The organism is Longimicrobium terrae (assembly GCF_014202995.1).
Classification (GTDB): Bacteria; Gemmatimonadota; Gemmatimonadetes; order Longimicrobiales; family Longimicrobiaceae; genus Longimicrobium; species Longimicrobium terrae.
This window is the reverse complement of sequence record NZ_JACHIA010000021.1, coordinates 81,357-97,130: the sequence shown is the minus strand read 5'-3', so window position 1 is coordinate 97,130 and position 15,774 is coordinate 81,357. Positions and strand designations below refer to the sequence as shown.

At 70.0% G+C, this 15,774-nt stretch carries 11 protein-coding genes; 4 read left to right on the top strand and 7 right to left on the bottom strand.

Translation table 11 applies throughout. The features are described from left to right. The first annotated feature begins 137 nt into the window (after positions 1–137). Complete coding sequence (locus HNQ61_RS23525; RefSeq protein WP_170035070.1) at positions 138–1,625, top strand: hypothetical protein; 1,488 nt, start codon at positions 138–140, stop codon at positions 1,623–1,625. 124 nt (positions 1,626–1,749) lie between these two features. Here HNQ61_RS23525 and HNQ61_RS23520 read toward each other — a convergent pair whose 3' ends face one another. The 3 genes from HNQ61_RS23520 to HNQ61_RS23510 all read right to left on the bottom strand — a co-directional run bounded on the left by HNQ61_RS23520 (position 1,750) and on the right by HNQ61_RS23510 (position 4,889). Continuing rightward, positions 1,750–1,917, bottom strand: a complete 168-nt coding sequence (locus HNQ61_RS23520; RefSeq protein WP_170035071.1) for a hypothetical protein — start codon at positions 1,915–1,917, stop codon at positions 1,750–1,752. 353 nt (positions 1,918–2,270) lie between these two features. Next, positions 2,271–4,241 (bottom strand): Ig-like domain-containing protein, encoded by a 1,971-nt coding sequence (locus HNQ61_RS23515; protein ID WP_170035072.1) that lies wholly within the window; start codon positions 4,239–4,241, stop codon positions 2,271–2,273. Between the two features lie 438 nt (positions 4,242–4,679). Continuing rightward, a complete protein-coding gene (locus tag HNQ61_RS23510) occupies positions 4,680–4,889 on the bottom strand; it encodes a hypothetical protein (RefSeq protein WP_170035073.1) in 210 nt (69 codons plus the stop codon). A gap of 598 nt (positions 4,890–5,487) precedes the next feature. Between HNQ61_RS23510 and HNQ61_RS23505 the strand changes: the two genes are divergently transcribed. Next, positions 5,488–5,790: a hypothetical protein gene (locus tag HNQ61_RS23505; RefSeq protein WP_170035074.1), complete on the top strand. Its 303-nt coding sequence runs from the start codon at positions 5,488–5,490 to the stop codon at positions 5,788–5,790. 255 nt (positions 5,791–6,045) lie between these two features. On the opposite strand, the gene HNQ61_RS23500 is transcribed toward HNQ61_RS23505, so the two are convergent. From HNQ61_RS23500 to HNQ61_RS23490, 3 genes are all read right to left on the bottom strand, one after another. Continuing rightward, the gene (locus tag HNQ61_RS23500) at positions 6,046–6,726 is read right to left on the bottom strand and encodes a hypothetical protein (protein WP_170035075.1); all 681 of its coding nucleotides are present in this window, start codon (positions 6,724–6,726) and stop codon (positions 6,046–6,048) included. Between the two features lie 19 nt (positions 6,727–6,745). Next, complete coding sequence (locus HNQ61_RS23495; protein ID WP_170035076.1) at positions 6,746–7,102, bottom strand: hypothetical protein; 357 nt, start codon at positions 7,100–7,102, stop codon at positions 6,746–6,748. 314 nt (positions 7,103–7,416) lie between these two features. Next, positions 7,417–9,981 carry a zinc-dependent metalloprotease gene (locus HNQ61_RS23490; protein ID WP_170035077.1) on the bottom strand — a complete coding sequence of 855 codons (2,565 nt, stop codon included), beginning with the start codon at positions 9,979–9,981 and terminating at the stop codon, positions 7,417–7,419. A gap of 779 nt (positions 9,982–10,760) precedes the next feature. Here HNQ61_RS23490 and HNQ61_RS29335 point away from each other — a divergent pair. Together HNQ61_RS29335 and HNQ61_RS23480 are read left to right on the top strand one after the other, a co-directional pair. After that, the gene (locus HNQ61_RS29335; protein WP_170035078.1) at positions 10,761–12,278 is read left to right on the top strand and encodes a response regulator; all 1,518 of its coding nucleotides are present in this window, start codon (positions 10,761–10,763) and stop codon (positions 12,276–12,278) included. A gap of 76 nt (positions 12,279–12,354) precedes the next feature. Further along, positions 12,355–12,798, top strand: coding sequence for a DUF488 domain-containing protein (locus HNQ61_RS23480; protein WP_170035079.1), 444 nt, complete (start codon positions 12,355–12,357; stop codon positions 12,796–12,798). A 443-nt stretch (positions 12,799–13,241) separates the two neighbouring features. Here HNQ61_RS23480 and HNQ61_RS23475 read toward each other — a convergent pair whose 3' ends face one another. Beyond that, positions 13,242–15,452 (bottom strand): hypothetical protein, encoded by a 2,211-nt coding sequence (locus tag HNQ61_RS23475; protein WP_170035080.1) that lies wholly within the window; start codon positions 15,450–15,452, stop codon positions 13,242–13,244. Positions 15,453–15,774: the final 322 nt, after the last annotated feature.

The window sequence follows — 15,774 nt, the reverse complement described above, 5'->3', positions numbered from 1 at the left end:
TTCTGATGGATGGCGCGGACCCGCCATCCGGCGGATCCTGGTAAACTCCTCGCCTGACAGACGCCGCGCGTCCCGTACGTTCCCCTGGCACACCGCACGGCACGGCTCATCCCTCATCCCGAACCGCATCTCCCCGCATGCGCCTCCTTCGCCCACTCGCGCTGCTCGGCGCGCTTCTCAGCCTGAACACCTGCCGGCTCGCGCAGGCACAGGTGGTGGAACTGCCCCCCGGCGTCCCGCTGCGCAGGGTGCAGCCCGTGGTGTCTGCGGAATTCGGAGGCGCGGTCCGCGGCCGGGTGGTGTGGCTGAGCGCCAACGGGCGGATGGCCGCGATCTACCGCTTCACCCGCGACACGGACGGCGATGGGCGCGTGGAGCCCCGCATGGGAATTCACGGCGAGATGCTGGGCGACAGGCCGGACCTGTGGCTGTACGATCTGGCGGATGGGGACAGTGCCGTGTACGACGACCTTCTCGCGGGCGATGGAGCCGGCCGCTACATGGCCCTGCTGCGCGGTGGCCGCCCCGTGCTGCTGGATTCGCACGACGGGGAGGCGCGTGAGATGGCGGAACTGCAAGGTTCTCCGGACGATGGAAACCGGTGCATGACCCCGCGCCAGTTTTCGTTCTCGGATGATGGCCGCCGCCTGGCGTATCTGCGCGGCGACCCGGCGGAACTGGTGGTGCGCACGCTGGCCACGGGCGGGGAGCGCGTGGTGCGGGCGGGGCAGGGCGTCCTGTGGCGGGCGGGGCTCCCGGCCGACACCGGCTGGACGCTGCTCATGGAGACCGATCCGCCGGCGACCGCGGCGGACAGCGCGGCCTTTCCGGTTCAGCTCACTAGCTGCGCCTCGCTCGCCTCCAACCTGTTCGCCAGCAGCTACTCGTATTCCGGGTGGGAGGGCGCCCGCTTCCGCACCGTGCTGGTGGGGGCGGACGGGGTTCATCATCCCGTGGCCGGCTACCCCGTGACGCTGGGGGAAAAGGCGTACGCGGTGCCGGATTCCGCGCGGCTGTTCAGCGCCGCGGGCGAGGCGATCGCGCTGCCGGCGGGGTGCACGGAGCTGTCGGCCGTCCCCGGCGTCGCGCGCGTGGTGCTCCGGTGCGGCGACCACTCCGCGATCTTCGACCCGGTCACCCGCGCCCAGATCCATCTGCCGGTCACGCTGTACCTGGACGACCGCTGGCTGGGCGGCGTCATGGTGGACGGGGCACAGTGGATTGCCGCGCTCGTCCTGCCAGACAGTATTCCGCGCGGGACTCCGACGGTGTACCGGCTCGCCCGGCTCCGGATGGAGGACGGCCGACTGGAGACGGGGCCGGAGGTGCAGGTCGCGGAACTGGCGCAGGACCCGGAGTGGCTGGTTGGCTACGGGCCCGGAGACGTGTACGCGCTCAGCCTGCGCACCGGCCGGGTCCGCACATTGACGAGTGAGGCAGAGTGGCTGCGCGGCTTTCTTGTCGGGCAGGACGATGCCCGGCTCGTCCTGAATCCTGACCGCGGCGCCTACATCCGGACGGGGGAGACCGCGTCCGATCCCTCGCCCGCCGGCTGTGTGCTGGAAGCGGCATCGACGGACCACCGGACGGAAACAGGCCCATGGACCCGCCGCTGCGTCCCGTGACTTCATGCCGGGCAGCGTCGCGCCCGGTGGAAGCTGGCAGGCGGAAGAGGAACGCCGCCTCGGCCATGAAGATCGCCCCGTGGATCATGATCCACGGGGCGATCGTGCCAGCAGTCCGCCAGCGTCAGACCGTCTCGACGCAGTACGGCGGGCAGGTGCAGTCGGTGTACGCGCAGCGCGACGTGCCGTACAGCGCGGCCGCGGCGGGCGAGGCCGGCATGTCCAGAGCCGTTTCGCCGACCTTGAAGGACTGCACGCGCAGGGTGTCGACGTTCAGCGAGAGCTTCTTCATGATATTCTCCAAACCTCAGTCGTGAAATGGATTCCGCGCGGAAGTGCTCGGACCCGGCCGCCGCGGGCATCCTCGATGTGAGACGTACAATCCGTCGGCAGTATTGTCCGGAAATGCGAATACTGGACCACGGTTGATGTTTGTCCCCAGGCGATCGCCCGCCGGGAGCGCGCAACGTTCGAAGCTTCCCCATCCGGGTCAGACGGTGTCATCATCAGCACGATGAGATGACGAGCTGCTGGATCGGCACGCCCGCGTCAGTGGCATCCCGCCGCGGGCCGGAAAGACGGAACGCAGAGCGCCCTCTCGGCCTGTGCCGGGAGGGCGCTTTCCATCACAGAGGGCGAACCAGGTCAGGGGATCGCGATCCGCGCCTGGTAGCCCGCCGATTCAAGCTGGGCGGTGCTGTACGAACGCCAGTTCTCCGCCTTGTCGCTAACCGACGCGCTATACACCACGATCTCTCCGGCCGCTTCGGTGGAAAGCACCCGCATGCGGCACACCAGCACCGCCGATCCGAACGTTTCCGGAATGCAGGTGAAGATGCGGCTCAGCGCGCCTCCGGGGCTGCGGATCTCCATGCCGCCCCCCGCCACGCCCGCCCCCACGTCGGACGCCGGCATCCGCGCCTCGAACTCCCAGCCGTGATTGTACGCGTTGCTGTACGGCGTCACCTTGAGCGACATGCCGTTGATCGCGGGCGGGACCTTGTCGTATGCCAGGTTCTCCACCTCGAACGTCACCGTGTTCAACTGGCGCGTGGCCACCAGCACCGCGCCCGTGAGCGTGGTGACGTTGCCCTTGCTGTCGCGCGCCGCCACCGGGTCCAGCGTCCACCGCCCGTGCTGCGCGTTTTCCGGCAGCTGCATGTAGCAGTTCCACGGCATGTGCGGCGGGCCGGGAAACTGAACCGCGTACGACTGCGAGGGGAGCATGTTGCACGTGGCCGTCTGCCGTCCGTCCGGGGAACGCGCGGTCACGCTGACGGCCATCACGCCGTCCGGGTCCTGCACGGCGAAGATCTGGACGATGAACCGGTCCCGGGGACGGGCCGGGTTGGTCGTGTTGATCTGGATTCCGCCGATGATCGGCCCCGTGCCGGAGGCCGGGGCCGTCACGGTGACGTCCGCGTACCCCACTTTGCCCTCCACCGTCGCGCTCACGCGGGCCGAGCCCGCCGCCACCCCCGTAACCCGTCCCGCGGTGTCTACCCGGGCAATGCCCGGCGCCGCACTGGCCCAGGTGACGCGCTTTCCCGTGACCGTCCGCCCCGCCGAGTCCGTCACGACGGCGGCCAGCACCGCCGTCCCGCCCACCGCCACGCTGACGGTGGCGGGCGTCACCCGCACGGACGCGATTCCGGGCACCGGCGCGGTCACCTGCACGGCCGCGGAGCCCGCGACGCCGTCCACCGTGGCCGTCACCCGCGCGCTTCCCGCCGCCACGCCGGTCACCACGCCGCCCGCGGCCACGCTGGCGATGGCCGGAGCGGAGGAAGTCCACGCGACCTGGCGGCCGGTGATCATCCGGTTCTGCGCGTCGTACGCGGTGGCCACCAGCACGCCGGTGCGCCCCGTAAGCAGCGCCAGCGGGTCCGGCGCCACCTGCACACGCGCCACCTTTGCCGCCAGCGTGGCGCGGAACTCCACCGAGATCAGGCCCATGGCGCCCAGAGTGGTGGCACGCGCCGTCTGCGCGCCCTCCGCCCCCAGCATCCACCGCGCGCTGGCGATGCCGTCCGCGCCGGTCCGCGCCAGGAGCGGGGAAAGCGAGCCTCCGCCACCCGCCGTCCAGAGCACGGTCACCCCCGCCGCCGGCCTGCCGTCACGGGTGACCGCCCGAACCATGAGCGGCGCCGGAAGCAGCGTGCCGGCGGTGGCGGTCTGCGAATCGCCGCTCACCTTCTGCAGCTTGGACGAAATCAGGGCGTTGGCGGAAAGCGTGAGCGTACCGCCGGTGCCCGACACGCGCAGGGTCTGCTCGCCCGCGGACGGGCCGAGCGTCCACACGGTCTGCGCGTAGCCGTCCGCATCTGTCCGGGTCTGCCGCGGAAAGGCGACGCCGGCGGATGCCAGAAAGTTGAGGTTGGCGTTGGGGACGGGCGCCCCGCGCTGGTCCAGCACCCGCACGATCACCGGCTCGGGCAGCGGAGTGGCGGGCGATCCGGACTGGCCGCCGCCGCTCACCAGCAGCAGCCCCGTGCTGGTGGACTTGCTCTGGAGCGAGGCGTCGGGCGCGGTGGCGGTGGGACGGTCGCCGGAGCACGCGGCGAGGGCGGCCAGGCAGGCGCCGACAAGGATCGAGCGCAGATGCGTGCGGAGCATGGGCGGTTGCGGAGGCTGGGGATCCATGCGGCGGGGTTTGGTTGATACGCATCGCGGTATCAGATCCTGCCGCAACGGGCCCGAATGCAACGCACGAGCCACTTTCTCCGCTCCGGATCGCCGAAAACCGTTGCGGGCTGCCGGATTATCAACGGAGCGTGCAGATCGCGCCGCCTCGTTCATCATCCATCCCGAGGGATCAGCGTACGTGCGGCGTGATCGATCCCGGGACTCCCACTTCGCGTCGCTCCACTTTGATACAAACGATCGTGCACGATCCGGCCAGCTCTCATCGATCAGACGAGAATCGCCGTCGCCCGTCGTCATCCGGCAAACACGCGGAGGGTTTGATCGACGAAACGAGCCCCGGCGCGCGATGCACCGGGGCTCGTCATCCACCGCCCGTAGGAGACGCCCTGCGTGTTGCGGAGCCGTGGTTCAGGGAACCGGCTTGCAGGGGTACTTGCCGCACGTGCCGTAGCCGCGGCAGGTGGCGTCATTGATGGTGCAGAACTCGTAGCCCGAGTCGGTCTGGGCGCCGTAGTCGTCGTTGGCCTGCACGGTGCCGCGGGCCTCGCCGGCGGTGGTCACGGTCTGGAACGTGTCCACTTCCAGCTGGTCCAGGTTGAGCTGAAGCTTGCTGCGCATGACATCCTCCGGGAGTGCGATGAGGCTGCCGGCCGCGGTCGCGGGTCCGGCCCGAACGGAAGCACGCTGCCGTGCCGCCGACGAACGGCAATCGCCGGGAGCGCACGGCGATGGTTTCCGGAATGTGGTTCGGTGGATCGTGAGCCATCCGCTGCCGTGCGGACCGGATCACGATCGAGGGGAAGACCGTCAGCCCCCGCCTTGGTGCGATTCGCGGGGCGATCCGCCACCGCGATCGATCTTTCCTGCTCAAGGACCCGAAACACGCGTGACGCGGATGGAGCCGGGTATAATCCTCCGGCGCCTTCCATCGCTTGCTGTATCCATGCGAGCGCATGCGAGGGGACAGAAGGAATGTGGCGGCCGCCCGTTGTTTCGTCAAGGATGTGCGGAAAGAGTGTGGGTGAAAGATGGTCGGCAGGTAATCCCTCGTCGTGCGGCCCGCGCTGCGGAATGAACGCGACCCGTGTTGCGCGTGGTGCTCCGGAGGGCGCGCATTGCGCCCGCGTGCCTGCCGCCGTTAGCCTTCGGGACGCCGCATGTTCACTCCGCCGGTCGGTGGGGGAGTGTGCGGCACCGCCACACCCCGGAGGACGCCATGAGCCAGTTCTGGACCCGCACCCGCATCTTTCTGATCGTGGTCTGGAGTGCCACCATCGTGGCGGAGGTCTTGGTGTACAAGGCCGTGCAGCACACCGACAACTCGTGGGTGCTGCTGCTGTTTCTGGCCGTCCTCGTGGTTCCCATTGTCGCGACCGACATGACGGTGCGCTGGGTGAAGCGGCCGGCGCGCGATCGCTGGGCACGGCACGACGTGGCCGCCAGCGCCAATGCGCCCCGCATCGTCGTGGAGCCGCCGGCGGAGCCTGCGCCGCAGACGCCGCCCTCCGCCGCGATCTGAGCGCGCGTCTACCGGAGACAGAAACGGGCCCCGCGCATTACGCGCGGGGCCCGTTCGTCATCACCCGGTCAGTTTTTCCGATCGGCGTTCCATCATCCACCGCGCTCGCACGCCGAGTCCGGCATGTGCCGGGTTCAAGAATGCTCGACGGCTCGTTCATGTCGTCTCCGATTCCCGGCGTTGACGTCATTGATCAGGCGGAGTAGCGCGGTAGGATCGCCGAGCGGCCTCGGATCTTGGCCGGCAGCGCTCTTTTCATTCGTCCACGGCTTCGCAGTGTTTTACGCGCAACCCGTCGGGGGTGACGGAATAATGGCATTGAAAGGTGACACCGAGGTAGTCCTCGTACCACGTGGTCGGTTCGCCAGTGCCTGTCTCACTGCCCCCCGTATCGGCGAACCCGCAGCTCACCCTCCCTGGTACACTCACGTCTGAGTACGAATCGTACTCAGACGGTTGAATGTGCTCGTCCAGGCTCGGACCTGGGGCGCAGGGAACTACGTTCCCGCGGTTCTGAACCACTTTGTAGGACTCAGCCGAGACGATAGGATAGCCGAATGCACTGAAGAGTGTTCGTTCCGAGCAGACGACCGTGATTTCAGGATTGTACCAGCGGGCCATCCGATCCCGCGACGTAACATAGTAGCCATTTCCGAGCCCCCCGCCGTATCCGTCGTATCTCAGCGGGATGTAGTCGGCGATGTCGTAGGCAGCACTGCGGACAGTTTCCCGCTTCCACGCCGCCGGCCAGGCAAACCCTTCATGCTCGTAGCCATAATACAGCCCGCTGAACCCCGGTTCGAGACGGTACGGGCACGCGGCCGAGGTCTCGATCCAGTAATCTCCCTGACCTGTGGCACTCTGGGCCGATCCGGTACTCGGCCATGTCAGCACCCAGGCAAGGAGGAGCAACGGCGACGTTATCAGGCGGGTCATTGTGGCCGATGGATGTGTGTTACGGCCGGTTGATCGGACTGGACGGATCCTGCAACCGCTGGCGGGCGAGTTCCTTTCCGGGGAAGTCCCGCGGTTCCCGACGGATGGCCTCGATCCCGGCGGCCATCCATACGGGGGCCCAGACCTCGTCGAGCAAAGGCTGGAGAGCCGGATCGCCCATGCGCATGGGGCGCAGACCCTCCACCCCTTCACCCTGCTGGGCCATGTGCATCTGGAGGAGAACGGGCCGGACATCGGATGTCACCTGCGCCAGCAGTTGCTCGAGAGCGTCGACATCCAGATCGGGACGCACCCGCGCCCGCTCTTCGGGGGTAAGGCGGAAGGTTGCGTCAGGGGTTTCGAGGCGGATCGTCATGGGGATGGGCGGAAGGATCACTTCGCCTCCAAGGGATTTCTCACAACCGAGCACGAGCAGCGGCGCAAGAACCGCCAGGGGTCGCGCAAGACGCTGTGCGCCTCTCGCGGAGCGTGTCACCATTGCGCAGCCCGGGTACAGACGAAGTATGATGGAGCAGAACCGCTCTGATCGGGACGATAACCGCCAGCGCCCGGGGCCGCAATGATACGGATGAGCCGCCGTCACCCGCGGCCGGGGCAGCAACGAGAAAGCGGGTCCCGGGGCTGATGCCCGGGACCCGCTTTCATCCATCCACCGGAAACCGCCGGAGCTTACCGGGCGGCGGTGCGGGTGGTCGGGTCCAGGATCTCGTCGACCCGGGCCGACACGTCCATCCAGTGCGCGCGCTGCATGCCGCTGGTGGCGGCCGCGTTGCGGTCCGCCTCGGCGCGGATGTTCCGCAGTTCCATGCGGGCCAGCGCGGGCAGGTCGCTGCGCATCACGTTCACCGGCGCCAGCAGCGGCGGAATGGCGCCGCCGCCCTCACCGCCGAACATCGCCGGCGCGGGCGCCGGCGGGTTCACCAGCACTCCGAGGCGGTCCACGTACGTGCGCTGCATGCCGCGCAGGTTGGCGTCCGGCGCGCGGCTGCTCCACACCGCGCGGTGCAGGTCCGCCATGTACTCCGCGGGGGAGTACGCCGACGCGCTCATCTCGGTGCTCATGCTCAGCCGGTCCAGGCGGCGCGCGTCCAGCAGATCGCGGACGATGGCCGACTGCGCGTTGGCCAGCGGCGACGTGCCCGTGCGCTGCGTGATGGCCGACGGCTCCAGCCACTCCGGCGTGCGGACCACGTTCTCCGCCAGGAACGCCAGCGCCCGCTGCTGCCGGGCGCGCGCGACGGGCGAGTACACCGCGCCCGGCTGCACCGCCGTGCGCGGCTCCACCGTCATGCCGCCGATGACCGACGTCACGTGGCGCATGTACAGCGTCCAGATGCCGACGGTCTCGCCGTACAGCTCCGTCAGGTCCGAGTCGTCCTCGCCGGCGCGGGCCGTCCACGCGGGAAGGTTGGGCACCACGCGGCGCAGGTTGGCCACCGCGTAGGTGGTGGCGCCCACCGGGTCGTCGCCCAGGTCTTCCGTCTGCGCGCGCGGATCGATCCCCGACAGGTACTGCGGCAGGTAGCGGTACGCCATCGGGCCGCTCTGCGTGCTCAGCATGCGGTCCAGAATGGGGCGCTCCGCCTCGGGGGTGGCGGCCTGCGGGAACACGCGGTAGCCCCACTCGATGATGAAGTCGTCGAAGGGCCCCAGGCGGCGGATGAAGTCCGTGGGCTGCAGGCCGTCACCCGGCTGCGCCACGTAGTTCTGCCGCGCGTAGTCCATGATGGTGGCCGACACGCCGTACTTGCGCGTGAAGTTCACGCTGCGCAGCGAATCCACCGGGAACGAGGCGGACGCGATCATGTTGTGCGGCAGCCCCAGCGCGTGACCGACCTCATGGGTGATCACCTCGCGCATGGTGGTGCCCATGAGCGACTCGGGGATGTTGAGCGAGCGCGCGTCCGGGTTGGCGGCGCCCGTCTCGATCATGAGCCGGTTGCGGTACGAGCGCATGTGGTTGTGGTACCACACGATGTCGCTCTCGATGATTTCGCCGGAACGCGGGTCCACCGTGCTGGGGCCCTGCGCGTTGCGGGTGGTGCTGGCGGCCCAGCGGACGACCGAGTAGCGGATGTCTTCCGGATCCCAGTCCGGATCTTCCGCCGCGGTCGGCGGGTCCATGGCGCGGACGGCGTTCTTGAAGCCGGCCTTTTCAAACGCGCTGTTCCACTGCTCCACGCCCTCGCGCACGTAGCGGCGCCACTGCATGGGGGTGGCCGGGTCGATGTAGTACACGATGGGCTTCACCGGCTCCACCAGCTCGCCGCGCGCGTACGCCGCGGGGTCGCTGGGCTCCAGGCGCCAGCGCGAGATGAAGTTTTCGGTGGCGGCCTTCTGCTCGTCCAGGCCGTAGTTGATGCGCTCCACCCCGAAGAAGCCGGCGCGCGGGTCCGCGAAGCGCGGGCGCATGGGCGTGCGGGGCAGCAGCACCAGCGACTCGCGCATTTCCAGCGTCACCGTGCCGCCGGTGCGGTCCGACGGGGGCGCGGTGGCCTCAAAGGTCTGCGTGTGGCGAACTTCCACGTTCAGCGGGTAGCTGCGCATGGTGTTGATGAAGCTGCGCGACGGGTCCAGGCGGCGCACCTTGTACTGGTCGCGCTGCTGCTGGCTCAGGCCGCTGAGCGCCGGCGTGTCGCCGCCAAAGAACTCGGTGACGTCGATGACGGCGCTGCTGTCGCTGCCGTACGCCGCCACCGGAAAGGCGGCCAGAATGGCGCCCAGGTAGTTGCTGGCGATGGAGCGGGCGATGGGGAGCGAGTCGTCCGCGAAGGCGGCGGTGGGCACGGCGCGCAGAATGGCGCGGTCGCCCTGGCGCTCCCACTTGACCATGCGCTCCTGCACGGTGGCGCCGGCGGGGATGTACGCGCCGAAGTCTTCCGGCGTGGCGGCCACGCGGCCCACCAGCAGGAAGTCGCGCCCCATGAGCGAGTCGGGGAGCTCCATGAACCAGCGCTCGTCCACGCGGTGCACGGTGATGCCGCCGGTGTCGGACTTGGCGCGCGAGGTGATGACCTGCGCGTAGGGGCGCGGGGCGCGCGGGGTGGAGGCGCCTGCGCCGCCGCCGGGGCCGCCGGCCGCGGAGGCCGCGCCGCCCGCCGCGGGAGCGCCCGCCTGTGCCGCGCCCGGAGCGCCCGCACGGGGGGCGGGAGCCGGTGTGCCGCGGGTGGCCGGCGCGCACGACGCCGCGGCCAGCGCCACGGCCACGGGGCCGAGCCAGAGAATGCTTCGCACGATCTGCCAGTGGGGTTAGGGGGATGATGCCGAATGGTACGCCGCGGATGTCTTCGCGGCCAGTCTCCGCGCGCACGGCGGGCGCGCCGCCCCCGCGCGCGGCTCCGCCGTGGGGCGTGCCGGAACGTGCGGGGGTGTGGAGGGACGCGGATAGGACACCGGTATGCGCTGGAACGTTTGTTCGAGGGGCGCGGACCGGGTGCGGAGGAGGGTTTTCGGGATCGCGATCGGGTGGATGAGGTGCATGCGACGGGTCCGGTGCCCGAGCACACCCCAGGATCGTCCCGAGTGGCGAAGGTCGGCCCGTCGGCGGCCTGGCGGGCCCCTCCCCCGGCCCCTCCCCGTGCAAACTGCCGCACGGAGAGGGGAGAGAACTGCATTGACGTGTGCTCCGGACAGTTTGGCGTGGCGGCCGGCACCCCTCTCCCCCCGGCCCCCTCTCCCGCAAGCGGGAGAGGGGGAGACCTCAGCGCGCACGCCGGACTGCGGCTCGAAGCGCGGCGCTCCGTTGTGGTTGAAGCCCCGAACCGGACGCGCCAGCGGCCGGTGTCGGGGGTTACCGCTGTTTGAGCGGCGGATTCATCCGCTCTCGCAGGTGGGGGCCGCCGTGAGCTCCGCCCGCGACCGGGTGGCGACCGATTCCGCCGCCGCGGCGTGCTCATTCACCCGCGGCGCGAGAGGGGCGCGCCTTTCGCGCGCGGCGCGGGACCCGTACTCTTTCCGCAGCCTTCCGGGCGCGCGCCGCCCGCCGCCCGATTTCTCCCGCTCACCGTGCATCCATGCTCCGCATCCTCATCGCCGGCCTTCCCGGCAGCGCCGCCAACTGGCTGGCGCAGCGCCTTCCCGGCGTGACGGTGGAAATGGCCTTCTCCGGCCAGGAAGCGCTCGACATGCTCCGCACCGACGGCGGGCGCCTGCTGGTGCTGGACGCCTCGGTGGAAGATCCCGCCGCCGCCGCCGTCGTGCGCCGCATCCGCGCCGACGAACGGCTCAAGGACCTGCCGGTGCTGTACACGATGGAACTGGATGCATCGTCGGTGAAGGAAGCGGATCTGCGGCGGCTGGTGACGGACCTGCACGTGGATGAACTGCTCTTTCAGCCGGTGGACCGGTCGGAGCTGCTGCGCGCCGTGTCGCGGCTGGTGCAGGTGACGCCCGCCGAGCGCCCCAGCGTGCCGCTGGATTCCGCGGAGGGCACGCAGGAGCGGCTGAGCCACGCCCTCGCCCAGGTGTGGAAGCGGGCGCGCGGCCCCGTGCTGGACCGCATCGCCGTGCTGGAGCGCGCGGCGGAGTTCGTGGCCGGCGACCGCCTCACGGAGCCCATGCGCGAGGGCGCGCGGCGCGAGGCGCACCGCCTGGCCGGCGCGCTGGGGACGTTCGGGCTGGGGCAGGGCTCGGTGCAGGCGCGCGAGCTGGAGCACATCCTGGGCAGCCCCGTGGGGCGGGGCCACGCGCCACGAATGGCGGAACTGGCCGCGCGGCTCAAGGCGGACGTGCTGGCGCGCGCGGCCGAAACGGCCACCCCCGAACCGGCCCCGGTCGTCGCCACCGCGCCCAACGACCCGCCGGTGCTGTGGATCACCACGCCGGACGAGGCGCTGGCGGAGCAGGTGTCCGCGGAGGTGCGCGGGCGCGGGCTCCGCGCCGCCTCGGACGCGGAGATGGAAGACGGCACGCTGCGGCCGGACGCGGTGTTCCTGGACCTGCGGCTGCGCGGGGAAGGGGAGGCGGAGTGGGACGCGTTCGCCAAGGCGGCGCGGCGGGCGCCGGGCGTGCCCGTGCTGGCGTACACGGACCGCGACGCGCTGCTGGACCGCGTGCGCGCCCTCAAGATGGGCGCGCGCACGATCCTGCATCCGCCGCTGGCGCCGGGGTTCGTGGGCGAATCGCTGGAGCGCATGCTGCCGGTGGCCGGCGCGGCGCGGCAGACCATCCTCACGGTGGACGACGATCCCGCGGTCACGGGCGGGCTGCGCGCCATCCTGGAGCCGCAGCACTTTGCCGTCCACACGCTCAACGATCCCCTCCGGTTCTGGACGGAGCTGCGGTCCGTGAAGCCGGATCTGCTGGTGCTGGACATCGACATGCCGCACCTGAACGGGATCGAACTGTGCCGCGTGGTGCGCAGCGACCCGGAGTGGCGCCACGTCCCCATCGTGTTCCTGACGGCGCGGTCGGACGCGGACACCATCTACCGCGTGTTCGCCGCCGGCGCGGACGACTTCCTGAACAAGCCGGTGGTGGGGCCGGAACTGGTGTCGCGCATCCGCAACCGGCTGGAGCGGCGGCCGGCGTGACGGAGGGGCAGGGAATAGGGAATAGGGAGTAGGGAATAGGGAATAGGGGGACTGATCAACCGGAACCGGGCGCGGAATGACGACGGTCTGCACCATCGGGTACGAGAACACCACCGTGGAGCGGTTTCTGGAGACGCTGCGGGAGGGCGGGGTGGAGCTGCTGGTGGATGTGCGGGCGGTGGCGAGCTCGCGGCGGCCGGGGTTCGCCAAGACGGCGCTGTCGGGGAACGTGCGGGGGATCGGGGTCGATTACCTGCACCTGCGCGCCCTCGGCACACCCAGGGACGGCCGCGCCGCCGCGCGCGCCGGCCGCCATGACGAGATGCGCGCTATCTTTGCCGATCACCTCGGCACGCTGGAAGCGCAGGCGGAGCTGCACACCCTGGCCGACCTAGTGCGTGGCGGAAAACGCGTATGCCTCCTCTGCTTCGAGGCCGATCCGGCGCACTGCCATCGCACCCTCATCGCCGACGCGCTGGCGGAGCTGGAGCCGGTCCGCATCGATCATCTGCGCCCCTGAATCCGCCAACAGACGCGATCAGATCACCGCTTCACCCGGGTGCCGAGGCCGCGCGCGTTCGCTCCGCCCTCCGCGCCCGTGCGGAGTTCATCGCGGTTTTTTGGGAGGAGCATGATCGCGCTTCCCGGGGCAGATCGCCGGCTCTGCTGGTGATGACCGGCGGCGATCCCGTCCCATCCACTGATCGTGGGCGGGGATGGCGCGCATGGCCGGCCGACGGACCACCTGATGCGCGTCCTTTTTCTGTCGATCGCGCGCGGCGGACTGTGCGCTCGGCACGGGAGATGGAGGCGGCTTGGAATCCGTGGAGCGTGTGCGGTGCCTCGACCAGAAACGGTTGCGATGCCGCGGTGGACGATGGGTGCGATCGATGGAGATGAAGGAAACGAGAAAGCGCGGCCCGGAAACCGGGCCGCGCTTTTCATCATCCAGCAGCCACGCCGCTACCTGCGGGTGACGGAAAAGCGGTAGTTCAGCGTGGCGGCGGCGTGGTGGTTGGACCGAGCGATGACGCTCTCGTTCAGCACCTGAAAACGGTACCGGCCGGGGGCGAGCGTCGCCTCGCGCTCCGGTACGCCATTGGTGCTGCTCTGGCTGTGCCACACCGGCTGCCCCGTAACCCCATCCCGCAGGATCGCGGAAAGGCCGGAGCCCTCCGCGGGAGCCCACATGAACAACACGGGCGTGGTTTCGGTGATCTGCAGGATGAACTCGTCGATGTCGCCGGCCGGGTACAGCGGCTCGCCCTCCACCACTTCGCCCAGGGCGATGGGCGCGGCCCGGCGTTCCGGAGCCCGGTTGATGTTGAATAGCCGCAGGGAGTACCGGCCCATTTCCTGGGCCACCTCCAGCCCGCCGGCCACCGACGGGTCCACGTAGAGCCGCGTGCCCGCCGGGACGATCACCCGGCCGGTGGATTCTCCGTCCAGAGTCGCCGGGCCGCGATACGTAAACACGGGAAAGATCTCGCCGGGAATCATCAGGTACGCGCTGAAGTACCCGCCGGGTTCGTACCAGGCGAACAGGTTCACCTCGCGCCGCGGATCATCCACCACGCTGAAGATGTCCAGGTCGCCCGGCCGGTCGATGACCTCACCCGTGAGCGTTTCGCCCACGCGGATGGTGGCCGGGATGTGCTCCGGCGCGTCGGAAACCGTGTAGGCCTCCACCGAATAGCCGCCGCGGGCGTAGAACGACTGGAAGCTGGAGACGCGCACCGTGTACGTGCCGGCTGCCTCCAGCTGGACGCGATAGCTGTAGTGGCCGGGCAGCAGGGGGCTGCGCGGAGTGCGGGTACTCACCCACCGCATCGAGGCCCCGCCCGGCCCCAGCAGTTCCGCCTGGATGGCCCCGGAGGCGGTGTCCGACGACAGGATCTGCATCATCACGTACTGCCCCGCCGCGCCGGTGAACGTGTACTCGTCCATGTCTCCCGCCCGCTCCAGGGCGCCGGCCACCAGCCCGCCGTCCAGCTGCAGCCGGACCCCGTTCTCCGGCCGTTCATCCACCGGGTACAGCTCCAGCCGGTAGCGGCCCACGCGGTCTACCGGCCGGATGATCTCGTCCTGCCCCACGACGCGGATGGTGTACACGCCGGCCTGCTCCAGGCGGATGCGCCCGGTGCCGTAATCGTCCAGCGACGCCACCGCGGCGCGCGGCGAAAGCTCCGCCACCTGCGCGCCGTTGAACAGGATGCGCACGCCGATGTCCTGCCCGTACAGCTGCTGCCCCAGCCCGTCCAGCGGCTGCATCATCAGGTTGATGTACTGCCCGGCGCGCGCGGTGAACGTGTACTCGTCGATGTCGCCCGGCACGTTTACGCTGTCGCCGAAGACGGCGCCCAGGGTGATGGCGCCCGATCCGCTTTCCGGGCCGTGGTTGATGCGGTCCAGGCGCAGCGAGTAGACGGTGCCCACCATGTACTGGGTGGGCTGGAAGGCCGACACGCGCACCGCGTACTCTCCCGCGGGGAGCAGCTGATACTTGTGCGTGCGGGCGTTCGCGAGGCCGCCGTCAATCAGCAACCGGGTGATCTCCTGGCCGGTCCCGCGGTTCACCAGAACCATGCGCACCGGTCCCGACGCCGACACGGGGGTCGCGAGGTGGAGCAGGATGTCTTCTTCGCCGGTGACCGAGAAGCGGAACTCGTCGGCGTCGTCGGCGCGCTCCAGCGTTTCGCCGATGAGCCACCGGCCGAAGACCACGGTGGGCGAAAGGGTTTCGGGCGCGTTGGCGAAGGGGACGATTCGCACGGAGTACGCACCCTGGTCGTTGGCGCTCTGGCCGCGTACGCGCAGCTTCCACGTCAGGGTTTCGCCGCTGGGCGTCACCAGGTCAGCCGTCTCGCCGGCGAACCCGGTGGCGTTGCCCACGCTGGTGACGCGGGCCATGGAGGCGCCCGCGGCGTTCACCAGTTCGGCCACCAGCGTGTCGGCCGCGCTGCCGCTGCGGGCCTGCAGCTGAATCTGGAACCGCGTGTCGGGAAAGCGGATGATGAATTCGTCCCCGCTGGAGCCGGCGCGCACGGTGCCGTCCATGGGTGCGGCGGCGCTGAGTTCGCGCGCGGGCGGAGTGCCGCTGCCGCTGGGAGAATCGCACGCCGCGGCAAGGGAGATCGCGGCCAGCACGGCCGCGAAACGGGCAAGATGTCGCATGGAGATCTGGAGAAAGGTGCAGCGGGAGGGAGGAGGAAACGTATGTACAACCGTCCGGACCGGCAATCGTGTGACGCGCGGGTGGATGACGGCCTCAAGGGGTGCCGCGAAACCCGGCTGGCCAGGACTGGCCTCACACGCTGTTTCGAGAGCGTGTCGAGGTCCGGCCCGCGGCCTGAGAGCGTGTCGAGCCCCCGGCCCGCGGCCTGAGAGCGTGTCGAGCATCGGCCCGCGGCCCTCTCTCCCGTCAAACCCCCGCCCGTGGCCCGAGAGCGTGTCGAGCACCGGCCCGCAGCCCTCCCTCGCGTCAAATCCCCGCCTG

Excerpts from the sequence above, each read along its gene's own strand:
- HNQ61_RS23505 (WP_170035074.1), top strand. The coding sequence starts at position 5,488 with ATGAGCCAGTTCTGGACCCGCACCCGCATCTTTCTGATCGTGGTCTGG.
- HNQ61_RS23500 (WP_170035075.1), bottom strand. The coding sequence starts at position 6,726 with ATGACCCGCCTGATAACGTCGCCGTTGCTCCTCCTTGCCTGGGTGCTG.
- HNQ61_RS23515 (WP_170035072.1), bottom strand. The coding sequence starts at position 4,241 with ATGCTCCGCACGCATCTGCGCTCGATCCTTGTCGGCGCCTGCCTGGCC.
- HNQ61_RS23480 (WP_170035079.1), top strand. The coding sequence starts at position 12,355 with ATGACGACGGTCTGCACCATCGGGTACGAGAACACCACCGTGGAGCGG.
- HNQ61_RS23520 (WP_170035071.1), bottom strand. The coding sequence starts at position 1,917 with ATGAAGAAGCTCTCGCTGAACGTCGACACCCTGCGCGTGCAGTCCTTC.
- HNQ61_RS29335 (WP_170035078.1), top strand. The coding sequence starts at position 10,761 with ATGCTCCGCATCCTCATCGCCGGCCTTCCCGGCAGCGCCGCCAACTGG.
- HNQ61_RS23495 (WP_170035076.1), bottom strand. The coding sequence starts at position 7,102 with ATGACGATCCGCCTCGAAACCCCTGACGCAACCTTCCGCCTTACCCCC.
- HNQ61_RS23525 (WP_170035070.1), top strand. The coding sequence starts at position 138 with ATGCGCCTCCTTCGCCCACTCGCGCTGCTCGGCGCGCTTCTCAGCCTG.
- HNQ61_RS23475 (WP_170035080.1), bottom strand. The coding sequence starts at position 15,452 with ATGCGACATCTTGCCCGTTTCGCGGCCGTGCTGGCCGCGATCTCCCTT.
- HNQ61_RS23510 (WP_170035073.1), bottom strand. The coding sequence starts at position 4,889 with ATGCGCAGCAAGCTTCAGCTCAACCTGGACCAGCTGGAAGTGGACACG.